Annotated in this window: 25 protein-coding genes and 2 pseudogenes; 16 read left to right on the top strand and 11 right to left on the bottom strand. The window is 74.6% G+C overall.

Annotation, left to right across the window (positions count from 1 at the left end; translation table 11 throughout):
- Positions 1 to 140 precede the first annotated feature (140 nt).
- The 3 genes from AEQ27_RS14755 to AEQ27_RS14745 all read right to left on the bottom strand — a co-directional run bounded on the left by AEQ27_RS14755 (position 141) and on the right by AEQ27_RS14745 (position 3,806).
- Positions 141 to 1,598, bottom strand: a complete 1,458-nt coding sequence (locus AEQ27_RS14755) for a glycosyltransferase family 2 protein (RefSeq protein WP_054147359.1) — start codon at positions 1,596 to 1,598, stop codon at positions 141 to 143.
- 79 nt (positions 1,599 to 1,677) lie between these two features.
- A complete protein-coding gene (locus AEQ27_RS14750) occupies positions 1,678 to 2,862 on the bottom strand; it encodes a hypothetical protein (RefSeq protein ID WP_152970401.1) in 1,185 nt (394 codons plus the stop codon).
- On the bottom strand, positions 2,859 to 3,806 hold the full coding sequence (locus AEQ27_RS14745; protein ID WP_054147357.1) for a WcbI family polysaccharide biosynthesis putative acetyltransferase: 948 nt from the start codon (positions 3,804 to 3,806) through the stop codon (positions 2,859 to 2,861). Before AEQ27_RS14745 ends, AEQ27_RS14750 begins: the two co-directional genes overlap by 4 nt.
- Positions 3,807 to 4,014: 208 nt before the next feature.
- Between AEQ27_RS14745 and AEQ27_RS14740 the strand changes: the two genes are divergently transcribed.
- From AEQ27_RS14740 to AEQ27_RS14725, 4 genes are read left to right on the top strand one after another with little or no spacing between them, the layout of a single operon-like run.
- Entirely contained in the window at positions 4,015 to 5,223 is a 1,209-nt protein-coding gene (locus tag AEQ27_RS14740) for a hypothetical protein (protein ID WP_152970400.1), read from the top strand.
- Positions 5,220 to 6,467 carry a glycosyltransferase gene (locus AEQ27_RS14735; protein WP_082383628.1) on the top strand — a complete coding sequence of 416 codons (1,248 nt, stop codon included), beginning with the start codon at positions 5,220 to 5,222 and terminating at the stop codon, positions 6,465 to 6,467. Before AEQ27_RS14740 ends, AEQ27_RS14735 begins: the two co-directional genes overlap by 4 nt.
- Positions 6,464 to 7,594: a glycosyltransferase gene (locus tag AEQ27_RS14730; RefSeq protein ID WP_152970399.1), complete on the top strand. Its 1,131-nt coding sequence runs from the start codon at positions 6,464 to 6,466 to the stop codon at positions 7,592 to 7,594. The genes AEQ27_RS14735 and AEQ27_RS14730 overlap by 4 nt, the downstream gene beginning before the upstream one ends.
- Positions 7,591 to 8,427, top strand: a complete 837-nt coding sequence (locus AEQ27_RS14725) for a glycosyltransferase family 2 protein (RefSeq protein ID WP_054147355.1) — start codon at positions 7,591 to 7,593, stop codon at positions 8,425 to 8,427. Before AEQ27_RS14730 ends, AEQ27_RS14725 begins: the two co-directional genes overlap by 4 nt.
- Before the next feature lie 122 nt (positions 8,428 to 8,549).
- On the opposite strand, the gene AEQ27_RS14720 is transcribed toward AEQ27_RS14725, so the two are convergent.
- Positions 8,550 to 8,834 carry a hypothetical protein gene (locus AEQ27_RS14720; RefSeq protein WP_054147354.1) on the bottom strand — a complete coding sequence of 95 codons (285 nt, stop codon included), beginning with the start codon at positions 8,832 to 8,834 and terminating at the stop codon, positions 8,550 to 8,552.
- A gap of 166 nt (positions 8,835 to 9,000) precedes the next feature.
- Here AEQ27_RS14720 and AEQ27_RS14715 point away from each other — a divergent pair, with 166 nt between their 5' ends.
- Positions 9,001 to 9,444: a hypothetical protein gene (locus tag AEQ27_RS14715; protein WP_054147353.1), complete on the top strand. Its 444-nt coding sequence runs from the start codon at positions 9,001 to 9,003 to the stop codon at positions 9,442 to 9,444.
- Here AEQ27_RS14715 and AEQ27_RS18415 read toward each other — a convergent pair.
- A complete protein-coding gene (locus AEQ27_RS18415; RefSeq protein WP_235451113.1) occupies positions 9,386 to 9,976 on the bottom strand; it encodes a hypothetical protein in 591 nt (196 codons plus the stop codon). The genes AEQ27_RS14715 and AEQ27_RS18415 overlap by 59 nt on opposite strands.
- Between AEQ27_RS18415 and AEQ27_RS18820 the strand changes: the two are divergent.
- From AEQ27_RS18820 to AEQ27_RS18410, 3 genes and pseudogenes are all read left to right on the top strand, one after another.
- Positions 9,891 to 10,064, top strand: a pseudogene (locus tag AEQ27_RS18820) (LytR family transcriptional regulator); the annotation flags it as partial. The gene AEQ27_RS18415 and the pseudogene AEQ27_RS18820 overlap by 86 nt on opposite strands.
- Before the next feature lie 127 nt (positions 10,065 to 10,191).
- Positions 10,192 to 10,305: pseudogene (locus AEQ27_RS18815) on the top strand (LCP family protein); the annotation flags it as partial.
- Positions 10,306 to 10,350: 45 nt separating this feature from the next.
- On the top strand, positions 10,351 to 10,818 hold the full coding sequence (locus tag AEQ27_RS18410; RefSeq protein ID WP_235451112.1) for a hypothetical protein: 468 nt from the start codon (positions 10,351 to 10,353) through the stop codon (positions 10,816 to 10,818).
- A 204-nt stretch (positions 10,819 to 11,022) separates the two neighbouring features.
- On the opposite strand, the gene AEQ27_RS14700 is transcribed toward AEQ27_RS18410, so the two are convergent.
- Positions 11,023 to 11,493 (bottom strand): GNAT family N-acetyltransferase, encoded by a 471-nt coding sequence (locus tag AEQ27_RS14700; RefSeq protein WP_054147350.1) that lies wholly within the window; start codon positions 11,491 to 11,493, stop codon positions 11,023 to 11,025.
- Positions 11,494 to 11,543: 50 nt separating this feature from the next.
- Here AEQ27_RS14700 and AEQ27_RS14695 point away from each other — a divergent pair, with 50 nt between their 5' ends.
- Complete coding sequence (locus tag AEQ27_RS14695) at positions 11,544 to 12,140, top strand: TetR/AcrR family transcriptional regulator (protein ID WP_054147349.1); 597 nt, start codon at positions 11,544 to 11,546, stop codon at positions 12,138 to 12,140.
- Positions 12,141 to 12,144: 4 nt separating this feature from the next.
- Here AEQ27_RS14695 and AEQ27_RS14690 read toward each other — a convergent pair whose 3' ends face one another.
- Entirely contained in the window at positions 12,145 to 12,792 is a 648-nt protein-coding gene (locus AEQ27_RS14690; protein ID WP_054147348.1) for an NAD(P)-dependent oxidoreductase, read from the bottom strand.
- A gap of 62 nt (positions 12,793 to 12,854) precedes the next feature.
- On the opposite strand from AEQ27_RS14690, the gene AEQ27_RS14685 reads away from it, so the two are divergent.
- The 5 genes from AEQ27_RS14685 to AEQ27_RS14665 all read left to right on the top strand — a co-directional run bounded on the left by AEQ27_RS14685 (position 12,855) and on the right by AEQ27_RS14665 (position 17,205).
- Positions 12,855 to 13,457, top strand: a complete 603-nt coding sequence (locus AEQ27_RS14685; RefSeq protein WP_054147347.1) for a TetR/AcrR family transcriptional regulator — start codon at positions 12,855 to 12,857, stop codon at positions 13,455 to 13,457.
- Between the two features lie 123 nt (positions 13,458 to 13,580).
- Entirely contained in the window at positions 13,581 to 14,810 is a 1,230-nt protein-coding gene (locus tag AEQ27_RS14680) for an FAD-dependent monooxygenase (RefSeq protein ID WP_054147346.1), read from the top strand.
- A 46-nt stretch (positions 14,811 to 14,856) separates the two neighbouring features.
- Positions 14,857 to 15,324, top strand: a complete 468-nt coding sequence (locus tag AEQ27_RS14675) for a MarR family winged helix-turn-helix transcriptional regulator (protein WP_054147345.1) — start codon at positions 14,857 to 14,859, stop codon at positions 15,322 to 15,324.
- Between the two features lie 137 nt (positions 15,325 to 15,461).
- Positions 15,462 to 15,893 (top strand): translesion error-prone DNA polymerase V autoproteolytic subunit, encoded by a 432-nt coding sequence (locus tag AEQ27_RS14670; RefSeq protein WP_143048573.1) that lies wholly within the window; start codon positions 15,462 to 15,464, stop codon positions 15,891 to 15,893.
- A complete protein-coding gene (locus AEQ27_RS14665) occupies positions 15,886 to 17,205 on the top strand; it encodes a Y-family DNA polymerase (protein WP_054147344.1) in 1,320 nt (439 codons plus the stop codon). Before AEQ27_RS14670 ends, AEQ27_RS14665 begins: the two co-directional genes overlap by 8 nt.
- Here AEQ27_RS14665 and AEQ27_RS14660 read toward each other — a convergent pair.
- From AEQ27_RS14660 to AEQ27_RS14650, 3 genes are all read right to left on the bottom strand, one after another.
- A complete protein-coding gene (locus AEQ27_RS14660) occupies positions 17,192 to 18,520 on the bottom strand; it encodes an MFS transporter (protein WP_054147343.1) in 1,329 nt (442 codons plus the stop codon). The genes AEQ27_RS14665 and AEQ27_RS14660 overlap by 14 nt on opposite strands.
- A 28-nt stretch (positions 18,521 to 18,548) precedes the next feature.
- Positions 18,549 to 19,049 (bottom strand): helix-turn-helix domain-containing protein, encoded by a 501-nt coding sequence (locus AEQ27_RS14655; protein ID WP_235451111.1) that lies wholly within the window; start codon positions 19,047 to 19,049, stop codon positions 18,549 to 18,551.
- A 97-nt stretch (positions 19,050 to 19,146) separates the two neighbouring features.
- Positions 19,147 to 19,791 (bottom strand): TetR/AcrR family transcriptional regulator, encoded by a 645-nt coding sequence (locus tag AEQ27_RS14650; protein ID WP_054147342.1) that lies wholly within the window; start codon positions 19,789 to 19,791, stop codon positions 19,147 to 19,149.
- Between the two features lie 284 nt (positions 19,792 to 20,075).
- On the opposite strand from AEQ27_RS14650, the gene AEQ27_RS14645 reads away from it, so the two are divergent.
- Both AEQ27_RS14645 and AEQ27_RS14640 read left to right on the top strand, forming a co-directional pair.
- A complete protein-coding gene (locus tag AEQ27_RS14645) occupies positions 20,076 to 21,005 on the top strand; it encodes an acetamidase/formamidase family protein (protein ID WP_054147341.1) in 930 nt (309 codons plus the stop codon).
- Positions 21,006 to 21,471: 466 nt separating this feature from the next.
- Entirely contained in the window at positions 21,472 to 22,041 is a 570-nt protein-coding gene (locus AEQ27_RS14640) for a manganese efflux pump MntP family protein (protein ID WP_054147340.1), read from the top strand.
- Positions 22,042 to 22,073: 32 nt separating this feature from the next.
- On the opposite strand, the gene AEQ27_RS14635 is transcribed toward AEQ27_RS14640, so the two are convergent.
- Positions 22,074 to 23,442: serine hydrolase (locus AEQ27_RS14635; protein ID WP_054147339.1), on the bottom strand; the 1,369-nt coding region annotated here is incomplete at its 5' end.

Raw genomic sequence — 23,442 nt, 5'->3', positions numbered from 1 at the left:
CCGCCACCCTATCGAGGCACCCCCGTGCCCCGTCGCCCCTCCGGCCGACGGTCGAGTGGTCCCGAATCGTCCTCCGTGGTCCGACGAAGGACGATTCGGGACCACTCGACGCGGTGGGGGCGAGCGGAGCGAGCCCGGGGTCAGCCCCAGCCGCCGAGGTACGCGGCCACGCTGGGCTCGCCCGTCACGGGCGTGAGCCAGTCCACTGAGGCGCGGTGCGAGACGAACGCGACGCCCGCCCCCCAGCGTCGGGCGCGAAGGGCGGCGCGACGCGACTCCACCGTCACGAGCACGCGGCCCGACGAGTCCACCAACTCGACCGTGCCGAGCGACCCGACGCCGACCGCGTCCGTCGCCGCCCGGAGGTCGCGCACGACGTCGTCCCCGAGCCCGCCCGCCGCGGCCAGCGCCTGCACCCGGGCGTCGTCCGAGCCGCCGGCCTCCATCGCGGGCAGCACCCGGACGGGCCCGTCGAACGTCACGACCACCCGGGCACCGCCCAGCGCCGTTTCGGCAGCCTCCGACGACCGGCTGAGCACCCGCTGATCCGCCTCGAACACCGGCGCCACGTCGTCCGGCACCACGACCGTCACGTCCGGCGTCGCCGCCAGCACGCTGGCCACCGCCACGAACGCCGCCCCGGCCGAGATCGGCGTCCCGGCGGTGCCGTCCAGCTCGACGCAGACGTCGACGGCGCGACTCCGCACCCCGAACCCGCGGGAGCCGCGCACCGCGATCAGGTCGGCGAGGCGCAGGGTCTCGCCGTTCTTCTCGGCCTGGCGCCGCGCCTCCTCGTCCTCGCGGGCGGCCCGCTCGGCCGCGGCGTCGGCCCCGGCCGCCGAGACCGACCCGGAACCGGCACCCGCCGCGCGCCCCGCCCAGTCCGGCCCGTCGCGCCACGCGACGGCACCCGGCACGTGCGCGAAGACGCCGCCGGCGAGCCACGCGCGGTGCGCCCATTCCCAGTCCTCGCCGCCGTAGCTCGTGAACGACTCGTCGAAGCCGCCGACCTGGTCGAAGAACCAGCGGGGGCAGCAGGTGACCGCACCGATCAGGTGGCGGTACGACCGGTCGTCGGCGTGCAGCAGGTCGGCCGACCAGCCGTAGGCCTGCTGCAGCCAGCGCGGCTGCTCGAGTTCGTGGGCGGGCCCCGCCACCTCGACCGGTTCGGAGACCGGCACGGCGCCGTCCCCGCCCAGCACCCCCGCGAAGTCCGCGTGCTCCCGCTGCCCGACCGTGACGGCCTCGGGGGCGAGCGCCGGCAGCCGGGTCAGTCGCAGCACGTAGTCCGGCTCGGGCGACGTGTCGGCGTCGACGAAGCAGAGCACCGACCCCGACGACGCGGCGACCCCGAGGTTGCGGGCGGCCGAGAGTCGGAACCCGCGGTCCTCCTGCACGATCAGCCGCACCCCCTCGGGCGCCGTGGGGGCGGGCGGCGACCCGTCGTCGACGTCGATCACCTCGAGGCGGGCGGCGGGGGAGCTCTGTCGCGCGAGCGCCGCCAGCGGCCGGTCGAGCTCGGCCTGCTGTCGGTAGTGCACGACGACCCCCGAGACGAGCGGCGGCGCGCGGGCCCCACCCCGTCGAGGCCGTCCCACGCGTTGCCGGCGACGAACCGCCCGCCCGCAGGAGGCGCGGTGCCGGTCGCGGCGGACACCGGCGACCCGGCGTCGCGGCTCACCAGCGCACCCCCTCGGCCCACCACGCCGCGTAGGCGTCGGCGACCTCGTCGAGGCCGGGCAGGGTGCGGGCGTCGTCGTCGAGCCAGGTCGACGCCGGGTCGGCCAGGGCGGTGGCGATCGCGTCCGCCAGGCCGCCGTCGAGGTAGAGCGTCAGCGTGCCCGGCCGGAGCGTCGCCATCTCGCGCGAGTACCTCGGGTCGGGCACCAGCGGGCGTCGCCCCGCCGCGACCCAGGTCGCGATCGATCCGGAGGCCGACACGTGCTGGGGCGCCGCCACGGGCACCGACGCGCGCCGGGCCCGGTCGAGCAGCGTCGCGTCGTCGAGGTAGCCCGGCGCGCCGAACGGCACGCCGAGCGCGGCGGCCTCGTCGACCAGCTGTCGCAGTTCGGCTTCGTGACCCGAGGAGGCGCGGCCCAGCGCCACGACGCCCGTCGCCTGCGCGTCCGGTCGCGTCGCCCCGTCGCCGTCCCGGTGACCGTCGGCGTCGGGCCGCACGGCCGCGAGTCCGGCCACGGCCGCCACGACCTCGGCGTGCCCCTTGCCCGGGTAGAAGAACCCGATGACCGCCACGTCGCCGTCGGGCTCGGGTCGCCCGGCCGGCCCGGTCTGCCCCGCCGGCAGCGGATGCCGGTCGACGGGCAGGGGGATGACCTCGACCGGACCGTCGAAGCCGACCCACTCGCGCAGGAGGGCGCGCTCGTGCTCGCTGTTGACGACCACGCCCCGCGCGGCGGCGACCACGCGACCGTAGGCCTCGCCGCGCCTCCTCAGGTTGCGCTCGCCGTCCGAGGGTTGGGGCAGGTCGTGCAGGGTGACGGTGAGGGCCGTCGTGTCGGCCAGGTGCTCGACGACGTCGGCCGCGGCCGACGGAGAGGGGCCCCAGAGCCGGTCGGTGAACTGCAGGTGCGCCCGCGGCACGCTGACGTCGACGGAGTCGTCGTCCGGCACGTCGAGCAGGTCGGCGACGTCGAGGGCGAGGTGCCGCCCGGTGCGGGCCTCGACCGTCGCGGCGATCTGGGCCGCGTAGGTCGCGACGCCGTGCTGCGGGTCGTGGTGCGTGACCACCACGGGCAGCTCGGCGAGGTCGATCGTCGCCGCCGCACCGTCCCGCGCGGTCGAGCGGGCCGCGTCCCGAGCGGTCGCCTCGCGGGCCGAGGGGTCGACCGCCGCCCCGCTCACGCCGCACCCCACAGCGCGAACGTGTCGGCGTGGCGGGCCAGCGCGGCCTCGACCGCGTCCGGGTGCTCGGCGTACCAGGCGAGGTGCGCCCGGCGGACCTCGTCGGCGTCGACGCGCTCGCCGCCGACGACCCAGTGGTCGGTCGGCTCGTCGTCGAGGCCCCAGGCGTCGATCACGGCCTGCTCGCGCGGGGCGTGCACGCTCGCCAGCACCGGCCGGCCCGGGTCGACGACGTGCCCGGGCAGGCCGAGGCGCTCACGGACGCGCGAGGCGAGGGCCGTCCAGACCGGGTTGCCGGGGTGGTTCAGTGTGCGCATCTGGTCGAAGCGAGGCGTGCCGGTCCCGTCGGTGCCCGCGCCGACCTCGAACAGGTCCGAGGCGACGACGGTGTCGTGGGCGGCCTCGCGCTTCCGCAGTTCGGCCAGCGACAGCTCGGCGGCCGACCGCACGACGGCCGGCGTCAGGGCGTCGGTCGGGAGCGGCCGCCCGGCGGCCTCGGCGATCAGCCGGACGTCGTGGTACTCGACCACGGGCGGCACGAGCGAGACGTCGCTCGGCGGTCGGACGATGACGTGCGCGGGGTAGAGGCCCGCGAACCGGACGACGGGCACCCGGACGACCCGCGCCTCCCGGGGCAGCATCGCGGCCAGCTGGGCCGTGCCGAGCGGGAGGTCGTGGTAGTCGTCGCGCACCGGCTGCGAGACGAGCAGACCGGCCCGGCCGAGCCACCGCTCGAGCTGCGGCAGGTCGGCGGCCGTGAGTTCGTGCACCGGGGGCATGCGGACGGTCGTGAGGCCTGCGCCGTCGAGGAAGATGCGCAGCGACTCGGCCTGGCAGTTGCCCACCACGAGGGCGATCGCCCCGTCGCCCTCGGGCTCGCTCAGACCGTAGAAGTCGCCGTAGTGACGGGTGCGGCCGTCGGGTTCGGTTCGCTGTTCGGACATGCTTCCCTCCGGCCCGCACTCGGAACGGACAAAGGGGGTCGCGCGGGCCTATGTTGAGTCAACAGCGACTCCCCCGGTCGCGTCATCCTTTCCCGCCGCCAGCCCCGGCACCCCTCACCCGCATCGTCGCGGGTGCTCGTCGTCCCGCGAGACAGGCCCTGTGCCGGTCCGGCACGGCGAGCGACCTGATCACGCCGAGGAGGCCCCGATGACCCATGACGCCCCGACGTCGCCGTCGACCACGGCCCCGACGTCCTCCGTCGTCGCCCCCGTCGCCCCGATCCGCGTCGCGTCGGTCCCGGCCGGCCACCCCTACGTCCGTTCGCTGCTCGACCCGACGGGTCGCGTCGTGCACCTCGCCGACCCGCTGCCCGACCCCGCCGAGCCGGCCCGCTGGTGGCCCCCGGTCGTGCTCGACGCCGCCTGGCTGCGGGCGCACGCCCCCGAGATCGACCTGCTGCACGTGCACTTCGGCACGGAGTCGTACCCGACCCAGCATCTCGTCGCCGTCGTCGAGACCTTGCGTGACCTGCGCCTGCCGCTCGTGTACACGGTGCACGACCTGACGAACCCGCAGCTCGTCGACCAAGCGCCCCACGTCGAGCACCTCGACGTGCTCATCCCGGCCGCCGACGAGCCGATCACCCTGACCGACGCCTCCGCCGACGACGTCGAGGCCCGCAGGGGGCGCCGCCCGACCGTCATCGCGCACCCGGCCACCGCCGCCCCCGACGCCGAGCTGCCGGTCGGCACACCCGGCGACACGGTCGTCGTCGGCGTCCACCTGCGCGACCTGCGGCCCAACGTCGCGGGCGTCGAGACCGTCCGCACCCTGCTCGCCGCGGTCGGGGCCCTGCGCGCCACCGGTGCCGCCGTGGAGGCGCGGGTCGACCTGAACGAGCGCGTGCGCGACCCCGAGCAGGCCGACCGCATCCGCGAGCTCGTCCGTGCCGCCGGCCCGTCGGCGCCCCTCGCCGAGCACCCGCGCCTGACCGACGCCGAACTCGAACGGTCGCTCGCCGACCTCGACGTGTCGGTGCTGCCCTACCGCCACGGGACGCCCTCGGGCTGGGTCGAGCTGTGCTGGGACCCCGCCGTGCCGGTCGCCGCGCCCCGCGCCGGCCACGCCCCCGCACAGCCCCCCGCGCCCGGCCCGACCGCCTCGTTCGACCTCGACGACCCCGCGTCGCTCGCCGCCGCCGTGATCGCCCTGGTCAGCCCGCACGCCGTGGACGAGCCCGCCGACGCGCACGACGACCCGGCCCGCGTGCCGGCCTCCCGCCGCGGCACCCCGCACCGCGCCGCGCTGCAGCACCAGCGTCGTTCCGTGCGACGACGACAGCGCCACGAGGTGTCCGCCGCCCACCTCGCCGTGTACGAACGGGCCCTCGCGACGGTCGCGGCGGTGACGGCGTGACCCGCGCCTCCCGGCCCCTGCGCATCGTCGTGGTGGCGCCGCTGCGCTACCCGATCCGCGAGCCGTTCGCCGGCGGCCTCGAGTCGTCGGTGCACCACCAGGTGCGCACCCTGCGCGAGCGCGGTCACCGCGTCTCGCTGATCGCGACCGAGGGCTCGGACCACCTCGACCAGAGCCCGCCCGAATTCGTGCTGCCCGCCGTGGTCTTCGACGACCCGGCCGAGGCGACGGACACGACCTACCCCGACGGCTACCTCGAGCGTGCGCTGCCGGCCCTCGAACGCGCCCAGCAGTACGTCGCCGACCACGCCGACGACTACGACCTCGTCGACAACCACAGCCTGCACGGCGTGCCGCTCGCCCGGGCCGACCGCATCGGCGTGCCGATGGTCAGCACCCTGCACACGCCGACCCTGCCGGACATGCTCGCCGCGCACCGCTCGTCCGACGGCCCGCGCAGCCGCTTCGTCGCCGTCAGCGGTCACACCGCGGCCGCGTGGGCGACCGAGGGCGTCGAGGCGACCGTGTTGCCGAACGGCGTCGACACCGACCGCTGGGGCTTCGGCCCGGGCGGCGACGACCTCGTCTGGTCGGGACGCGTCGTGCCCGAGAAAGGCCTGCACCTCGCCCTCGAGGTTGCCCGTCGTGCCGGGCGCCGCCTCGTCATCGCGGGTCGCATCGGCGACGTCGACTACTTCGAGACCGAGGTCGCCCCGCACCTCGGCGTCACTGCCCACTACGTCGGCGAGCTGCGGCAGCCCGAGCTCGCGGCCCTCGTCGGCCACAGCGGCTGCGCCCTCGTCACGCCCGTGTGGGAGGAGCCCTTCGGCCTCGTCATCGCGGAGGCGCTGGTCACCGGCACGCCGGTCGTCTCGTTCGCCGTCGGGGGAGTCCCCGAGGTCGTGGCGGGTTCGGTCGGGGCGGCCCTGGTCCCCGCCGGCGACCTCGACGGCATGGCGCGCGCGGCCGACGACCTGCTGCGCCGGGTCGGGACGGACGCCGAGTCCCGCCGCACGGTGCGGCAGGACGCCGTCGACCGGTTCTCGCTGCGCACCCGGGCCGCCGTGCTCGAGCAGTTGTACGCCGACGCCGTCGCCTCGGACGTCCGCGTGCCGGTCACGCCGGCCGTCTCCGTGACCGAGGCGACCGTCGGGGGCGGCCGACACCGCGCCTCCTCGGCCCTCGCCGGCGGTCTCTCGACCGTGCGACCGGCCGGCACGGGACGACGGGTCGTGACGGCGTGACCTCGACGGTCGCTCGCCCGCTCGTCGGTTGGTACGGGCACCACCACGGGGCCGGGCACCGCCCCCGCTTCTCGGCCGCCCGCCCGCCCCTCGCCGCCGACGTCGTCGTCTTCGGTTCGCTCGCCGCTCCCGTCGACCTGCCGGCCGACACCACCTGGGTCGAGCTCGAGCGGGACGACGCCCCGACCACGGGCCCGGACGGCGTGGTCCGTCACCCGGCCGACGCGTCGCCGACCGTGGGCGGCCTGCTGCACTGGGCTCCGGTGGGGCACCCCGGGCACACCGCCCGCCTGGGTCGCATCGCCGCCGCGATCGCCGGGGCCGCGGCCGCCGGGCGTCCCCTCGACGCGATGGTCGTCGACGTCTCCGTCGAGGTGACGCTGTTCGTCCGGCTGCTCGGTGTCGAGGTCGTCGTCGTCTCGCAGCCCGGCGACCGCACCGACGAACCCCACCGACTCGCGTACGACGCGGCGTCGCGCGTGATCGCCCCGTGGCCCGCCGGGACGCACGTCTCGTCGGCGCTCGACCGGGTCGCCGAGAAGGTGCGCTGGGTCGGCGGGATCTCGCGGCAGGACGGGCGGGAGGGCGCGTCGCCCACGCCCGCCGTCGTGCCCGGCAGCGTCCTCTTCGTCGGCGGTGCCGGCGGCAGCGACCACGACGACCTCGCGGCCGCGGTCGCCCGGGCGGCCCGGGCCACACCCGGCACGACCTGGTCGGCCCTCGGGCTCGACCCCTGGGTCGACGACCCGTGGGCGGCCATGGCCTCCGCTGAGGTGGTCGTGCCCTGGGCCGGTCAGAACACCGTCGCCGACCTGGCCGCCCTCGGTGCCCGCGCCGTGGTCGTGCCGCAGACCCGACCCTTCGACGAACAGCTCACGCCCGCCCGCGCGCTCGACCGGGCGGGCCTCGTCGTCGTCGCGTCGTCCTGGCCGGCCGACGACGAGTGGCCGGCGCTGATCGAGCACGCCCGGAGCCTCCAGCCCGACTGGTCCGCGTGGCAGGTCGAGGGTGCTGCCGCCCGCGCCGCCGCGGTGGTCGCCGAGGTGGCCGGTCGTGGCGCGCGCGGCGTCGGCCCCGCACGCGACGACCTCGCCGTCGGCACCGACCTCGCAGGAGTCGCGTCGTGACCGTCGTCGTCGTGACCCTCGCGTCCGCCACCCGCATGAAGCACGTCGCGAACCAGCTGCGGTTCGTCCGGCAGGTCGCTCCCGACGCCGGCCACGTGGTCGTCTGGCTCGACGAGACCCCCGCCCCCGACGTGCCCGCCCTGGTCGGCGCGACGACCGTGCACGTGCCGCCCGGCCCCCACGGCCTGCGCCTCGCCGCGGGGCGCAACCGCGGAGCAGACGCGGCCGTCGGCCTCGGCGCGACGCTGATGGTCTTCCTCGACGCCGACTGCGTCCCGGGCCCCGACCTCTTCCGCTTCTACGAACAAGCGGCCCTCGGCCACCCGGGGGCGCTGTTGAGCGGGCCCGTCACGTACCTGCCCGAAGGGTTCGTGCTCGGCTCGGGCGAGGGGCTCGAGGGGGCGACCGCTCCGCACGCGGCGCGACCCGCGCCTCCTGCCGGCTCGACGGTCGCCGCCGCCGCTGCGGACTACCCGCTGTTCTGGCCACTCTCGTTCGCGGGGGCGCCGGGCCCCCGGGCGCGGCTCGGCGGCTTCGACGAACGCTACGAGGGCTACGGCGGTGAGGACACCGACTTCGCGTTCACCGCTCGCTCGCTCGACGGGCCGCTCGTCTGGGTCGGCGGCGCCCCCGCGTACCACCAGTACCCCCCCACCTCGCCGCCCCCCTGGCGACATCTGGCCGACGCCGCGCGCCACGGGGGCCCGTTCGCCGCACGGGGGGGCGCGTGGCCCATGGGCGGCTGGCTCGACGCGTTCGGGCGGGCCGGCGCGGCGCGCAGAACGGCCGACGGCGGCCGGGCGCTCGTCGAAGGCGCGCCCGTCCCCGGCTGACGTGCCGCGCCCGCCCGGCCGGAGTCGCCCCGCCCACTGAACATCGCACCGCCGACATCGACGGTGCGATGTTCACTCCGCGGTGCGACGGCACCCCCCCCAGGAGGCGCGGCGCGGTCGGGTCAGTCGAGCTTGCCCTGGTCGGACGACTTCTTGTGGGCGATGGCGGCGCGTTGGGCGGCGGGGGCCGCGACGGGGGCCGGGTCGGGGGCGTCGTAGTCGACGAACGGGTCGGGCGGGCCCGTCTTGTCGGCGACGACCGCCGAGTACGCCGAGACGGCGAGACGCAGCTTGGCGGTGGCCCGCCCCGCACGCTTGCTCGACAGCGGTTTCTCCTGCATGACCTTGAGGTGGTGGTCGAGCGCCTCGACGAGGTCGCGGTGGGCAGTCTTGAGCTTTTTCGCCATGTGACGATCATGCCCACACCGGGCCGATCTGCCAACACGGTCACGGCGGCGGGGGACCGGCCGGGGGACCCGTCGGGGGACGAGCCTCGAGCCGGGAGGAGGCGCGGCCCGGTGCTTTCACAGCGGGCGGCCACACTGCCGTAACCTCCCGGGCGGACCATCAGGCATGATCTCGCTGACCGGAGTGATCCACCCCACCGACGAGGTGGCCGTGCTGCACGTCGTCGAGCAGAAGCTCCGGCGGCACTTCCCGGCGTTGAGCGCCGCGTCCGAGGTGCTCGTGCTGCAGGCCTGGGGCCTGCCCGTCCGCGTCACCGAACAGTTGGCGCGGCTGCGGCTCGACGTCGTCGTGGGCGACCGCGACGAGGCCGCCACGTTCCGGGACACGGTCGGTGCCGAGCTGCGCGGCTGGTCGGGGTCCGGCCCCCTGCGGGCCGCCTGGCCGGGGACGTCCTCCCCGCCGCCGCCCCCGCCCCGCTCGGCGAGACCGTCTGACCGCGTCGTCCGGGGCGCCGCCGAGGCGCCGTCCGCGGTTTCCCGGCCCGCGCCTCCTATGCTTCCCCTCGAGAGGGGCCGCCTGGGCCGCCGATCGCCGAGGGAGCGCGCATGACCGACGACGGACGCACCGAGCGGGCACCCGACGCCCGCGACGGCGCGGCGAGCCGAGGAGGCGCGGTGCGCGAGGGCGGGATCGCCCGCCACGGTCGCCTCCGCCGCGGGCACCCCGCGGCGGTCGTGGCGAAGGTGACGGCGGCCGCGCTGGCCGCGGTCCTCGTCAGCACGACGTCCGTGGCGGCCATCGCCACGTGGCAGGTGCTGCAGGGTGCGTCGCCCACGGTGAGGCTGGCCGGACCCGACGGGTCGACGGCGTCGCCGGTGCCACAGCTGACGGCCCAGACCGGCGAGGTGAACCTGCTGCTGATCGGGACGGACACGCGGGAGGGGCTCGGCGAGGGGTTCGACGACGCGGCCAACCAGCGGGCCAGCTCGGGAGCGGGCAAGAACGACTCGACGGTGCTCGTCCACATCTCCGAGGACCACACGAACATGGCGGGCGTGAGCTTCCCGCGCGACCTGATCGTGCCGATGCCCGCCTGCCAGAACGACGACGGGACGGTGCGCCCGGCGACCTCGGGGGCCATGCTCAACACCGCGCTGGAGCGTGGCGGGCAACGGAACGGCCTGTCGTGCGTCGCGCAGACGATCGGCCAGCTGACCGGGCTGCAGATCGACTACGCGGGGTCGATCACGTTCGAGGGGGTCGTGTCGATGGCCGACGCCATCGGCGGGGGCGGGGGGGGGCCGGGGGCGCCCATCCGCGGCACCGGGGGCAGCCCGCACTCCCCCCGCCGGCCGGCCGCGGGCGCTGGCGGGGGCCGAGGCCGGGGCCGTCCTCCGGTCGCGCTACGGGGTCGGCGACTCGAGCGACCTGGGGCGCATCAGCAACCAGCAGACGTTCCTCTCGGCGCTCGCCCGGCAGACGGTCTCGGCGGGAACGCTGACCGACCCGACCAAGGTGCTGGCGATCGCCCGGGTGGCCTTCGCGAACATGACGCTGAGCGACACCCTGGCCGACGCGTCGACGCTCGCGAAGCTCGCCTTGGCCGTGAACACGGTCGGGCTGTCGAACATGGTGTTCGTGCAGTACCCGGCGGTGGACGACCCCGCGGACCGCAACCGGGTGCTGGTCGACGAGGCGTCGGCGTCCATCCTGACCGAGGCGTTGCAGCGCGACCTGCCGCTGACCCTGTCGGCGGACAGCCTCGGGCGGTCGGCTGTGCTCGACCCGGACGCGGCGGTCCCGAGCTCGCCGGCGGCGCCGTCGACCGTGGCCCCGGGCGAGCCCGCGACCCCCGCGGCGGACGCCGTGCCGACGGACGGCGCGGCTCCGGTGCCGGCGTCGGCCGCCCCCACGGCCGCGGCACTGCCCGACAACGTCTCGGGTCAGTCCGCCGACCAGGTCACCTGCGCCGCGAAGCGCTGACTCCGGCCGTCCCGTCCCGTCCCGTCCCGTGTCGCGGTCCGGTCGGACGGGAGTTCCGCCGATGATCCGGGAACGAGGTCGCGGTGTCGCCCTCGATCGTGCCGTGGGCGTTCCCAGAAGACGTGTCCCCACTCCTGCAGGCGTGTCTCGCCGTCGGTCGGGAGATCGCCCGCGGGTCCACGGGGTCGGGGCGGGCGCCGCGGCTCAGAGCTCGCGGGCGAAGCAGACCGACTCGGCCGACCCGACGTACGGGCCGAAGAGGGGGATGCTCTCGTAGCCCTCCCGTTCGTAGAAGCGGATCGCGTCCGGCTGGAGGATGCCCGTCTCGAGCACGATCCGCCGGGTGCCCAGGTCGCGAGCGGCGTCCTCGAGGGCACGCAGGACGGCGACCGCCCCCCCTGACCCCCGGGCGTCGGGCGCGACGGACATCCGTTTGACCTCGACCGTGGCCGGCCCGAGCACCGTGTCCGCCAGGGGGCGCAGGCCACCGCAGGCGATCGCGCGGCCGTCGTCCGCCCGGGCCACGAGGAACACCGGGACGTCGACTGCCGACGGCGGCGTGCCGGGCTCGTGGTCGTCGCTTCCGTACCGGGCGTCCAACTCGACACGTTGGGCGCGGCGGAGGCGGTCGGCATCCGGGTGGTCGAAGGGGGTCGCAGTGATCGTCCAGCTCATGGGGGTCCTTTCGTGACAACCGTTACGGTAACAGGCGTTACGATCTGGGGATGAGCAGGACGCGAGATGTGACCGACACCCGACGGCGTCTCTCGGACGCCGTCTTCACGACCCTCGCCGAGCGGGGGCCGACGGGCCTCACGCTCCGGGCGGTCGCCGAACGAGCCGGATGCACGACGGGCCTCGTCCTGCACACCTTCCGCGACAAGCGGGCCCTGCTCCTCCATGCCCGAGACGTGCTCCACGAGCGCACCCGCGAGCGCTCGGACGCCCTCGAGGGCGATGCGGACGATCCGGTCGCGGCCGTTCGTGCCGTCGTCCTGGGGACCCTGCCGACCGATGACGAGCGGCTCGCCGAGGCGCGCGTGTGGGTCGGGTTCCTGGCAGCAGCGCTCGACGATCCCGTCCTGGCCGAACGGCACGCCCGCAACAGCCGCGCCTTCGCCGATCGCCTGACCCGGTTGCTCGAGATCGGTGATCCCGGCCGTCACGACGAGGCGGTCACCCGGGCGGCGGCCCTCGTCGCGGCCGTGGAGGGGGTCTCGAGCCTGGCGGCGGGCGACCCCGACCGGTGGACCACGGCGCGTCAGGTGCAGGCGCTCGAGTTCGTCCTTGCCGCCGCCGCGCCGTCGGGCCCGCCGCGATGACCGGTCAGCGTCGCCGGTAGCGGCTGCCGTCGCAGGTGTGGACGGCCGAGTCGTCCGAGAGCATGTGCAGGTTGTACGTGGCGCAGTCGACGAACGTCCCGATGCTGATGATCGAGGGCGAGCGTTGCAGTTCGCCCTTGGAGGGGCCGTCGGAGCCGATGCCCGCCCGGTGGACCATCCACTCGATGTCTCGGGCGTCCTGGTCGAGGTAGCGCATGACGGCCTCGTTGTCCTCGTGTTGCCCGATGTACGCGCGGGCGATCGTGCTGCGGACGATCCGCAGCGCCGGTGCGAGCGGCTTTCCCGGCGCCGCGCTCAGGCCTCCCGCCTGGTACAGGAGCCGTCGCGTGCCGCTGCGGCGCATGGCGGGGACGAGCGATCGGACGAAGGTCGTGTTCACCTGCCGCTCGCGTTGGGCGGCCGCGTCCCCGAGCATCATCACGACGGCGTCGACGCCCTCGAGCAGGGCATCGAGGTCGAGGTCGTCGAGGGAGCCCTGCACGACCTCGAGGTCGTCGTGCTCGATCGCGAGCTTGCCGGGCGTCCGCGCCAGGGCGCGGAGCCGGTGTCCGGCCTCGAGGGCTAGTCGAGTGAAGTGTTGCCCGGTCTGCCCCGTGGCGCCGAGGACCAGGAAAGTTTGTCGATGCGTCATGGCCTCAATGTAGGCGGTGTCTAGAAAGTAGTCAATGACTAGTCGCGGACTAGGATGAGGGCATGAGCCCACGGCCCTTCCACCACGGGAACCTCCGGGCCGTGCTGCTCGACGAGGCGGTGGGCGTCCTGCGCGAGTCCGGCGTCGACGGGCTGTCGCTCCGCGACCTCGCGCGCCGGGCCGGCGTGAGCCACGGCGCCCCGAGAAGCCACTTCGTGGATCGGCAGGCGTTGCTCGACGCGCTCGCCGAAGCCGGGTTCGAGCGGCTCACCACCGCCGTCCGGCGTGCCCTCGACAGCGGGGGAGGTCGGACGGAACGCCTCCACCGTGTCGCCCGGGCGTACGTCGACTTCGCCGTCGACGACGCCGCCCTCATGGAGCTCATGTTCCAGGTCAAGGCGACCACGACGCCCGAGTCCGTCCACGAGGCGGCAGCGACGCTCTTCGCCACGCTCGACGGCGCCCTGGGGTCGACGGCACCCGAGGCGGCGGACGACGAGTCGCGCGACCACTTCAAGATGCTCTTCGCGGCGACGATGCAGGGGATCGCGGCGCTCGTCGCCTCCGGTCGCATCGAACGCCCCCTCGGGGACCGCCTGGTGGGAACGGCCATGGACACGATGCTCGACTCCGAGCTGGGGCGCCGCGTGGTCACCGTTCGCTGATCCACCACATGCGCCGGGCGGCCTGGGCGAGGGGTGGCCAAACCTCTTTTTCATGGTGAAGTGACTTCACAGTGAAGTAAATAGGGTAGGTTGACCGGACGGCACCACCGACGGAAGGCATCCATGTCCCTGACCCCGCGTCCCACCCCGCATCGCACTCCTCGCGTCCTCGTCACCGGGGCGAGCATCGCCGGTCCCGCACTCGCCTGGGGGCTGGCGAAGTCCGGCTTCGACGTCGTCCTGCTCGAGCGATCCGCCGCTCCTCGCGAGACGGGCCAGAACATCGACGTGCGCGGCCTCGGTCGCGAGATCCTGACGCGCATGGGCGTCGAGGAGACGGTGCTCGCGAACCTCACCGGCGAAGAGGGGACCCGCTTCGTCGACGAGGACGGACGCCCCTACGCCGTGTTCCCCCGAGAGGAGGGGCAGGACGGGCCGACGGCGGAGGTCGAGATCCTGCGCGGTCGCCTCGCCGGCATCCTCGTCGACGTCGTCCCGGCCGAGGTGGAGCGCCGCCACGGCGACTTCGTCACCGGGGTCGAGCAGGACGGGACCGGTGTCGACGTCACGTTCGACAGCGGCGCCCAGGAGCGCTTCGACCTGCTCCTGGTGGCCGAGGGGCGCAGCTCACGTACCCGGCGCCTCCTCTTCTCCGAGGAGACCGAGCTGCGCGACTTCGGCGTCAGCATCACCTACGGCACCCTCGACCGGCACCCGGACGACGTCGACACCTGGGACTGGTTCACGGGCACACGGGGACGCGTCGCCTCCGTGCGGCCCGACAACGAGGGGACGATCCGGGCGAGCATGTCGTTCGAGTCCGAGCCGATGGGCTTCGAGAAGCTGCCCGTCGAGGCCCAGCTGCACCTGCTCCGGGCACGTTTCCGAGGTGCCGGCTGGCGGACCGAGCGGATACTCGACGGCTTCTCGGCACGCCCCGACGAGTTCTACACGCAGCGCATGGAGCAGGTCGTCATGTCGACCTGGAGTCGGGGGAGGGTCGCGCTCGTCGGCGACGCCGCCTGGGGGTCGGGCCCGACGGGCATGGGCACGACGCTGTCGCTGGTCGGCGCACACATCCTCGCCGGAGAGCTCGCCGCGACCCCCGACCAGCCCGAGCGCGCCTTCGCGAGCTACGAACGGCAGATGCGCCGCTACGCCGACAGCGCCCAGGGCCTGCCGCGCGGCGGGGCCCGAGCGTTCCACCCCTCGTCGACCGTGGGTCGGAAGGCGGTACGGGTGGCCCACCGCGTCGCGGCGTCGAGGCCGGTGCGGACGTTCTTCCAGGCGAACCTGCTGACGAGCGAGAAGCACGTCCCGGTGTTGGCGGACTACCCGCACCTCCGGGCCTGACCCCCGACGGGGCAGCCGGCCCCGCCCGTCGATGAGAGGATCGAGCATGACGACCCCGAGACGGCACCTGCTCGAGGCCCTCCGGCACTACGCCCTGAGCTACCAGGAGTCCACCCGTGAGCTCGCGCGTCGGATGGACCTGCCGACCGTGGACGGCACCGCCCTCGGCGAGATCCTCTGGGCCGAGTACGACGGCGCCCCCCTCTCGCCCGGTCGACTCTCGACGCGCGTGGGCCTCACCTCGGGCGCGACCAACGCCCTGGTCAACAGGCTCGAGGCGCTGGGGCTCGTCTCGCGCAGTCGGGAGAGCGACGACCGCCGCGTCGTCACGCTCCGCACCACCGAGGTGGCCCGGGAGCGTGCGGCGGTCTTCCTCGACCCCTCTGCCGCGGCGCTCGAGGCGGCCCTCGACGAGTACGACGACGTGACCCTCGAGACGGTCGGTTCGGTGCTCGTACGACTGGCCGCGGTCCTACCGGGCATCGATCAGGACGGTGCCCGACACCCCCGGTGAGCCGCTCGGGTCCGACAGTGTCGGTGGGGTGTCGTAGCGTCCTCGGTGGGAGGCGTGATGAGAGACCACCGGCAGTCGTCCGCGCGAACCGGCGCGCGCCTCCTCGGCGACCCTCGGGCAGGGCGCGAGGGCGCACGGTGACCGCCGTCATCGGTCCCGTCGGCGGCGACGAACGCCCCGACCACCTGCTGCCGCAGCAGGCCGCCGAAGCCGTCCACGCCGGTTTCCCCTCGCCGGCGCAGGGGTACTACAACGGGCCGGTCGACCTCAACCGGCATCTGATGCGCGACCCGACCGCGACGTTCCTGGTCCGGGTGAGCGGCGACAGCATGACCGGCGCCGGCATCTTCGACGGTGACGAGCTCGTCGTCGACCGGGGCCTCGACGCGCACGACGGGCACGTGGTCGTCGCCGTCGTCAACGCCGAGCTGACGGTCAAGCGCCTCTCGTACCGGCAGGGGCGGATGGTGCTCAGCCCCGAGAACCCGGCCTACCCCGAGATCGTCCTGTCCGAGCTCGACGAGGCGACGATCTGGGGCGTCGTGACGAGGTGCCTGCACCGTGTCTGAGTCCGCCACGACATCCAGGTCCACCACGTCCGAGCGCAGCGTCGCCATCGTCGACGCCAACAACTTCTACGTCTCGTGCGAGCGCGTCTTCAACCCGGCGCTCGAGGGCAGGCCGGTCGTCGTGCTCTCGAACAACGACGGCTGCGTCATCGCCCGCTCGCAAGAGGCCAAGGCGCTCAACGTCGACATGGCCGCGCCGTGGCACAGCATCGCGCCGATCGCGGCGATGCAGGGCGTGGTCGCGGTGTCGAGCAACTACGAGCTCTACGGCGACATGTCGGCGCGGTCGGCCGAGATCCTCAGCCGCTACACCAGCGACCAAGAGGTGTACTCGATCGACGAGTCGTTCATCGAGCTGACCGGTTCGCTCGACGACACGATCGCCCAGGCCCGCGAGATCCGCCGCGCCCTGCGCAAGCTCATCGGCCTGCCCGTCAGCATCGGCATCGCGCCGACCAAGACCCTGGCCAAGTTGGCCAACCGCGGCTCCAAGCAGAACGCCGCCCTCGCCGGTGTCTGCCACCTGGGCAGCTACGCCCCCGAGCAGCAGACCGCGATCCTCGCGAGCGTCGACGTGGGCGACGTCTGGGGCATCGGCCGCCGCACGGCGAAGAAGCTCGCGCCGCTCGGCATCCACACCGCGGCCGACCTCCGCGACGCCGACGCCGCCCGCATCCGGACGCGCTTCGGCGTCGTGCAGGCCCGGGTCGTGCACGAGCTGCGCGGCGTCGACTGCCTGCCCATCGAGCAGGTGCAGCCCGACCGCGAGCAGATCTACCACTCGAGGTCGTTCGCGGTGCCCATCACGACCGTCACCGAGCTCGAAGAGGTGCTGTCGGTCTACACGCAGCGAGCCGCCGCCCGGTTGCGGAAGCAGGGCTCGTTGACGCGCATGATGCGGTGCTTCACCGCGACCTCGCCGTTCTCCGACAGCGCCGCCCACACGAACCACTCGGTGTCGGTGGCGTTCCCCGAGCCGACCGACGACGCCGCCCTGCTGTACCGCTCGGCCATCGCCGCCCTCGGCCCGCAGCTCGAACCCGGCAAGCGCTACGTCCGGGCCGGTGTCACCCTCATGGAGCTCACTCCGCGCGACGAGCACGCCAGTCTCGACGTCTTCGACGAGGCCGACGCGTCGCCGCCCGCCTACGGTGCCGTCATCGACCGCATCGCGGGCAAGTTCGGCGAGGACACCCTGGGGCTCGGCATCGCGGGTCTCCGCCACCGACGCGGCTGGTCCATGAAGCGTGACATGGTGTCGCCCCGCGCCACCACCCACTGGGACGAGCTGGCGACCGTCACGGCCCGGTGACCCGGTCGGTCGTGGCCCCGGTCGGCACCTCGGTCGTCAGGCGGAGGACGCTCGGCGTCGAGACGGCCGCGAGCGTGGTCGCCGCGATGATCGCGGCGCAGACGAGCAGTGTCGGCCGTGTGCCGAACTGGTGCGCCGCCGGGCCGGCGAAGACCTCGCCGAGCGGCACGGCGACGAACGAGCCGACCATGTCGTACGAGTAGACCCGGGCCAGGGAGGCGCGGGGCACGTGGCTCTGCAGCGACTGGTCCCACGAGATGGCGAAGATCTCGAGGGCGACCCCGCCCAGCAGGAAGGCCACCACCAGCGCGGGCACCACCGGAGCGAGCCCGAGCGTCGCCACCGGCACCGCTGTCACGGCCATCAGCCCCACGCCCACGGCGAGGCCGTGCCGGGGCCGCCAGCGCATCGCGACGACCGCACCGACGCCGAGGCCGACGGTCTGGGCCGCGACGACCAGCCCCCACGCCGCCCGCCCGAACGACCCGTCGGCCACGACGGGCCCGAGCACCGTGGTCGCCCCCACGAACGCGGCGTGCAGCACGGCGAACTGCGCCACCACGGTCCACACCCACGAGCGCCGGGTGAACTCGTGCCACCCCTCGCGCAGGTCGGCGACCACCGACGAGCCCGAGCCCGAGCCCGGCCCCGGCCCCGGCCCCTCGTCGGCGGGCGACGGGGTGCCCGGCCGGATCGGCAGTCGCAGACGCGAGTACAGGACCCCCGCGAGCGCGAAGCCCGCTGCGTCGATCACCAGACCCCATCCCGGCCCGACGACCGCGACGACGCCCGCCCCGGCCGATGCCCCGACGACGCTGCCGCCGTTCAGGCCCAGGCGCAGCAGGGCGTTGGCGGGCCGCAGCAGGGCAGCCGGCACCGTCTCGGGCACGAGGGCCGCCGCCGCGGGCAGGCCCACCGCCGCGACCGCCCCGTTCAGCACGCTCAGCACGACGAGCAGCGGGATCGTCGCCGACCCCGTGACGACGAGCGTCGCGACCACGGCCTGTGTCCCGGCGGCGGCCAGCGACGTCCCGACGAGCACGACGTCGCGCCGCAGCCGGTCGGCGATCACACCTCCGAACAGCAACACGGCGACGTTGGCGATCGATCGGGCGGCCACCACCAGTCCGAGGTCCGCCGCCGACCCGGTCAGGTCGAGCACGGCGAACGCGAGCGCGATCGGGGCGACGGCGTTGCCGAGCACGCCCGTCGTGCGAGCCGCGAGCAGCCAACGGAACGTGCTGTGCGCGAGGGGGCCGCGGCGGTCGCTCGCGACCTGGGGGACCGAGGAGGCGCCTCCTGCGTCCCCGGTCACGGTCGCCTCATCGGGAACAGCGCGGCCGTCATCGACACCGGGCTCGTGCCCGGCGTCCGGGGGCGCGGTGCGGCGGCGTGCAGGGGGGCGGAGGCGGGGCCCCCGGGGCGGCGACCCGCTGCCCGGTCTCGGCGTCGGCCCAGGGCTCGGCGTCCGTCGAGACCGGGGGGCCCGCCCCCCGCCGGGGGGAGCGGCGGCGCAGTTCGTCGGCCAGGGCTTCGACGTAGCGGGCGCGCTCGGCGTCGGCGTCATCGTCGGCGCCCTCGACGGGCGAGGGGACGACCGGGAACGGCTGGGCCGACGACAGGTGCCGGTAACGCTTGGCCTCGCCGCCGCGGATCGTGACGACCTCGACGACCTCGACGAGGCCCACCCGCTCGAGCACCCGCAGGTGGTAGCTCGCGGTGGCCTGCGACAGCCCGAGTTCGCGACCGGCCTCGGCGGCGCTCATCGCGACGCCCGTCAGGAGCGACAGGAGGCGCAGCCGGATCGGGTGGGCGGTGGCGCGGAGTTCGTCGAGTGTGGACACGAGGTCATCGTGCAGGCCTCCGACCCCGACCGTCAAACGGCTCTTTGGGGGTCGGCTCCGCACCCTCACGGCACGGCCGAGCCCTCATGGGGAGGGGTTAGTGGTCGAGGTCCCAGACCTGCTCGGCGTAGGCCTGCGACCATCCGGCCCGGAGGCGTGTGACGGCCCGGTCGTACGAGGCCAGGAGGTCCATGCGCGGCCGGACCATGGACTGCATCTGCAGGCCCTCGTAGAGGGCGATGAGCTGCTCGGCTCCGCGTTCCGGTTGCATGGTCGCCGGTTCGCGACCGAGGGCGACGTCCTGGACGAGCCCTCGCAGGACGAGGGCGTGGAACTTCTGCCATTCGTGTCGCAGGGTCGGAGCCATCGGGTGGCCCGGTGTCGCCGCCACGTTCAGCAACGACGTGAGGAGGCGCATGAGGGAGGGGTCGAGGACGTTCTGCTCCACGATGCCCCGGAGGAACCGCACGGTGCCGTGGCTCTGCATGAGCGGGATCACCGGCTCCATGCGCTCGGCGTTCCACCGGTCGACCGCGGCCATGACGAGGCCGTCCCATCGCGGGAAGTGGCGTTCGACGGTGTCGACCGGCAGGTCGGCGATCTCGGCGACGACGGCGGAGGAGGTCTCGTGGAAGGCCCTCGTGCGGAACGCCGTGATGACGGCCCTCACGATGCGGACCCGGGTCTCGGTGTCGTGGCTCGGGCGGGCGGGGTCGTGCGGGGTGTCGGGTGTTTCGATCACTGCCTCATCCGACCATCCGCGGGCTCTGGTCGTCCAGACCCCGTTCGGGCGGTACCGACGGCGGCTACTTCGAGGTGGCGAGACCCACGAGCGCGGCCGAGATCAGGCCGGCGCCGACGACCGAGATCGCGATGATGAGGACGTGGAAGAACAGGACCATGGGGACGTCGGTCTCTCTGTGAGCAGGTGCGGCGGGTCGGAGCGGAACAGGCGTCCATCGTATCGAGCGCCCCTGGGCGCGGCACGTCCGGCGGGATGCCCGGGCCGCGGCCTACGCTCGGACGATGACGACCCACCGCCTCGACCCCGGCACCGACACCGCCCACGAGGTCTTCTCGCGCGACCACGCCCCCGTGCTGACGATCGACCCCGGTGACACCGTCGTCGTGCGCTCGCTCGACGCCTCGGGCCATCTCGAGCCGCAGACCGTGCCCGGCGAGGTCACCCCGTACCTCTTCCCGACCCGGCGCGGCCACGCCCTGACCGGTCCGATCGCCGTCCGCGGGGCCCGTCCGGGCGACATGCTGCAGCTCGACCTGCTCTCGCTCACCCCCGACGACTGGGGCTTCACGGTCGCCGCGGCCGCCGACACCCCGATCACCCGTCGCCTCGGCCTGGTCGCCGCCGAGGCCGCCTGGCTGCTCTGGAGCATCGACCGCGACGCCGGCCCGGCCACCGAGAGCCGGGGCCTGCGTCGCCCGATCGCCCCCTTCCTCGGCGTGATGGGACTCGCCCCCGCCGAGGGCGGAGAACACTCGACCATCCCGCCGCGCGCCTCCGTGGGCGGCAACATCGACTGCCGCGACCTCGTCGCGGGCACGACCCTCTGGTTGCCGGTGGCGGTCGACGACGCCCTGCTCTACCTCGGCGACGGGCACGCGGCCCAGGGCGACGGCGAGGTCGGCGGCACCGCGATCGAGACCGGCATGACGACGGAGGCGCGGGTCGGCCTGGCGACGGACCGCCCGCTCACGACGATCCACGCCGAGACCCCCGAGGCCCGCATCACCTTCGGCTTCGACGCCGACCTCAACGTCGCCAGCGGGGACGCGCTCGCCGCGATGGTCGAGTGGATGCGTCAGCTGTACTCGCTCGACGCCGCCACGGCCCTGGCCTTCGCGAGCACGGTCGTCGACCTGCGCGTCACCCAGGTCGCCAACCGCACCTGGGGCGTGCACGCCGTGCTGCCTCGGGACGTGCTCGTCCCCGCCTGAGCGGCGCCGCGCCTCCTGACCGTCGACCGTGGGCCGGCGGTCGGCGGCCGGGGGTCGGCATTCGGTGGTCGGCGGTCGGCGGCCACGCCGCCACGGCCCTGGCCTTCGCGAGCACGGTCGTCGACCTGCGCGTCACCCAGGTCGCCACCCGCACCTGGGGAGTGCCCGCCGGGCTGCCGCGGGACGTGCGTGTCCCCGCCTGCGCGGCGCCGCGCCTCCTGACCGTCGGCCGTGGGCCGGCGGTCGGCGGCCGGTGGTCGGCATTCGGTGGTCGGCGGTCGGCGGCCGGTGGTCGGCGTTCGGCTCGCAGCGCCCCGCGCGACGGTTCGCCGACACCGCGAATTCGGCGTGCCGAATACCTCTGATCAGGACTTTTCCGATCGAGGAGGCGCGCTCGGCATGCCAGGATCGTCAGGTTCCGAGACACCGGCGTCTCCACCCGACCGTCTCGAAAGGCGCTGCCCCCATGTCGTTCTGGGCCCTCTTCCTCATCGCGCTCGGCGTCTCCGCGGACGCCTTCGCCGTCGCCCTCGGCAAGGGCCTGCACATGACGCGCTTCACCGCGCGCCACGCGGTCGTCATCGCCCTCACCTTCGGAGCCTTCCAGGCCCTGATGCCGCTGGCGGGCTGGCTGCTCGGCACGACCTTCGCGCAGTACATCGCGCCGTTCGACCACTGGGTCGCCTTCGGTCTGCTCGCCCTCATCGGCGGCAAGATGCTCTACGAGGCGTTCTCGTCGCACGAGGACAGGGAGAAGGACACCGACCGCCTGAACCTCCGCGAGCTCGCCGTGCTCGCGATCGCCACGAGCATCGACGCCCTCGCGGTCGGCGTGACCCTGGCGTTCCTGCCGGTGTCGATCGGCTGGGCGATCCTGCTGATCGGCGTGACGACCGCCGTGCTGACCTTCGTCGGCGTACTCGTCGGGCGCCGGGTGGGTGCGAGGTTCGGCAAGCCGGCCGAGATCGCCGGTGGCGTGATCTTGATCCTGATCGGCGTGGACATCGTGCTCGAGCACACGGGCGTCCTCGGCTGATCCCGGCGCTGCGCTCGGCGTGCCCCGCTGCGTCAGTCGCGCGGCATGCGCAGTTCGGCCAGTCGAGGCGCGTGCAGCGGCTGGGTCTCCCACAGGGCGGTGAAGGTCGCGTCGGCCTCGTCGAGCGTGAGGTGCAGGCGGTGCGGCGTCTCGACGAAGACGAGGTCGACGTGCAGCAGGTCCGCCGACCGGGTGGCGCTCGCGGCGACCGGTGTCGCAGCGGTGCCGTCGCCGACACCGAAGCCCTCATCGGAGCTGTCGCCGGACCCGTCGCCGGAGCCGTCCGTGACGACCCAGTCCTCGGCCTCGACGCGGGCCACGAGGCGGGAGTCGCCCTCGACGAGGGTGAGCGTCGTCGCGGCGTCGGCCGGGGCGCGCAGTTCGACCAGGGTGAGGCCGGGCTGGTCGTTGCCGTCGGCCGCGGTGAACGAGACGAGCCGCTCGCTGCCGGGGGAGTGCTGGTCGCCGACCCGCGCCTCCACGTCCGCCGGTCGGGCCGGTGCGGCGTCGTGCTCGGTCGGACCGGCCACCCCGGGCAGCGTCAGGTCGGCGAGGCGGGTCGCCAGGGCGGCGTCGGCCGCGGCATCACCGACTCGAGCCGCGTCCGTGCCGAAGGCGGGCAGCAGGGGCGCCCACGCCGCGGCGAGCACGGCCTGCATGTCGAGCGCCTGGCCGGTCCGGGCGGGCACGACGTCGTGCTCGGGCAGCACCACGGCGAACTGGCCGTAGGCGCCGTCGCCGCGGTAGCGGTGGCGAGCCATCCAGAACTGGAAACCGTGCCCCGGGGCCCAGGCGGGGTTCGACTCGCCCGCGTTCGAGACGGGCGAGCGCGTGGCCTCGGCGACCCACTCGCGCGGCAGCAGCTGCGTGCCGTCCCGCTCGCCCTGCTGCAGGTACAGCTGACCGAGGGCGGCGATCGCGTGGCTCGGGGCGTGCAGCCCGCTGAAGCCGAGTTCGCGGCCGGACTCGTCACGCTGCCTCCCGACCGCGCCGATGCCGAGCGGGGCGAGCAGGCGGGGGCGCAGGTACTCGCTGAGCGACTGGCCCGTGACGCGCTGGACGATCGCGCCGGCGGTGAAGGTGCAGGGGTGGTTGTACGCGAACACGGTGCCGGGCTCGTCGTCGGGCGGGGTGGGCAGGAAGCCGCGGGCGACGTCGACCGGGTCGATCGCGAGCGCCCGGTCGAGGGTCTCGGCGCGGTGTCCGCTGGCCATGGCGAGCACGTGGCGGACGCGCATCGACCGGCTGCGCGGGTCGGTCACCTCGGCGTCGAGCTCGGGGAAGTGGCCGAGCACGGTGTCGTCGAGCCCCATCAGCCCCTCGGCGACGGCGAACCCGACCGCCGACGAGGTGAAGCTCTTGCTCAGCGAGTAGAGCAGGTGGGCGCGGTCGGCCGAGTAC

The organism is Frigoribacterium sp. RIT-PI-h (assembly GCF_001297205.1).
Lineage (GTDB): Bacteria > Actinomycetota > Actinomycetes > Actinomycetales > Microbacteriaceae > Frigoribacterium.
The sequence above is the reverse complement of the archived record's forward strand: the minus strand, read 5'-3'. Positions and strand labels throughout refer to the sequence as shown.

Coding starts and splice junctions, on each gene's coding strand:
- AEQ27_RS14745 (WP_054147357.1), bottom strand. CDS start 3,806: ATGTCCGAACAGCGAACCGAACCCGACGGCCGCACCCGTCACTACGGC.
- AEQ27_RS14740 (WP_152970400.1), top strand. CDS start 4,015: ATGACCCATGACGCCCCGACGTCGCCGTCGACCACGGCCCCGACGTCC.
- AEQ27_RS14720 (WP_054147354.1), bottom strand. CDS start 8,834: ATGGCGAAAAAGCTCAAGACTGCCCACCGCGACCTCGTCGAGGCGCTC.
- AEQ27_RS14715 (WP_054147353.1), top strand. CDS start 9,001: ATGATCTCGCTGACCGGAGTGATCCACCCCACCGACGAGGTGGCCGTG.
- AEQ27_RS18415 (WP_235451113.1), bottom strand. CDS start 9,976: ATGGCCCCCGAGGTCGCCGGGCGCACCGTCCCGTCGTCGTTCTGGCAG.
- AEQ27_RS14700 (WP_054147350.1), bottom strand. CDS start 11,493: ATGAGCTGGACGATCACTGCGACCCCCTTCGACCACCCGGATGCCGAC.
- AEQ27_RS14695 (WP_054147349.1), top strand. CDS start 11,544: ATGAGCAGGACGCGAGATGTGACCGACACCCGACGGCGTCTCTCGGAC.
- AEQ27_RS14690 (WP_054147348.1), bottom strand. CDS start 12,792: ATGACGCATCGACAAACTTTCCTGGTCCTCGGCGCCACGGGGCAGACC.
- AEQ27_RS14685 (WP_054147347.1), top strand. CDS start 12,855: ATGAGCCCACGGCCCTTCCACCACGGGAACCTCCGGGCCGTGCTGCTC.
- AEQ27_RS14680 (WP_054147346.1), top strand. CDS start 13,581: ATGTCCCTGACCCCGCGTCCCACCCCGCATCGCACTCCTCGCGTCCTC.
- AEQ27_RS14675 (WP_054147345.1), top strand. CDS start 14,857: ATGACGACCCCGAGACGGCACCTGCTCGAGGCCCTCCGGCACTACGCC.
- AEQ27_RS14645 (WP_054147341.1), top strand. CDS start 20,076: ATGACGACCCACCGCCTCGACCCCGGCACCGACACCGCCCACGAGGTC.
- AEQ27_RS14640 (WP_054147340.1), top strand. CDS start 21,472: ATGTCGTTCTGGGCCCTCTTCCTCATCGCGCTCGGCGTCTCCGCGGAC.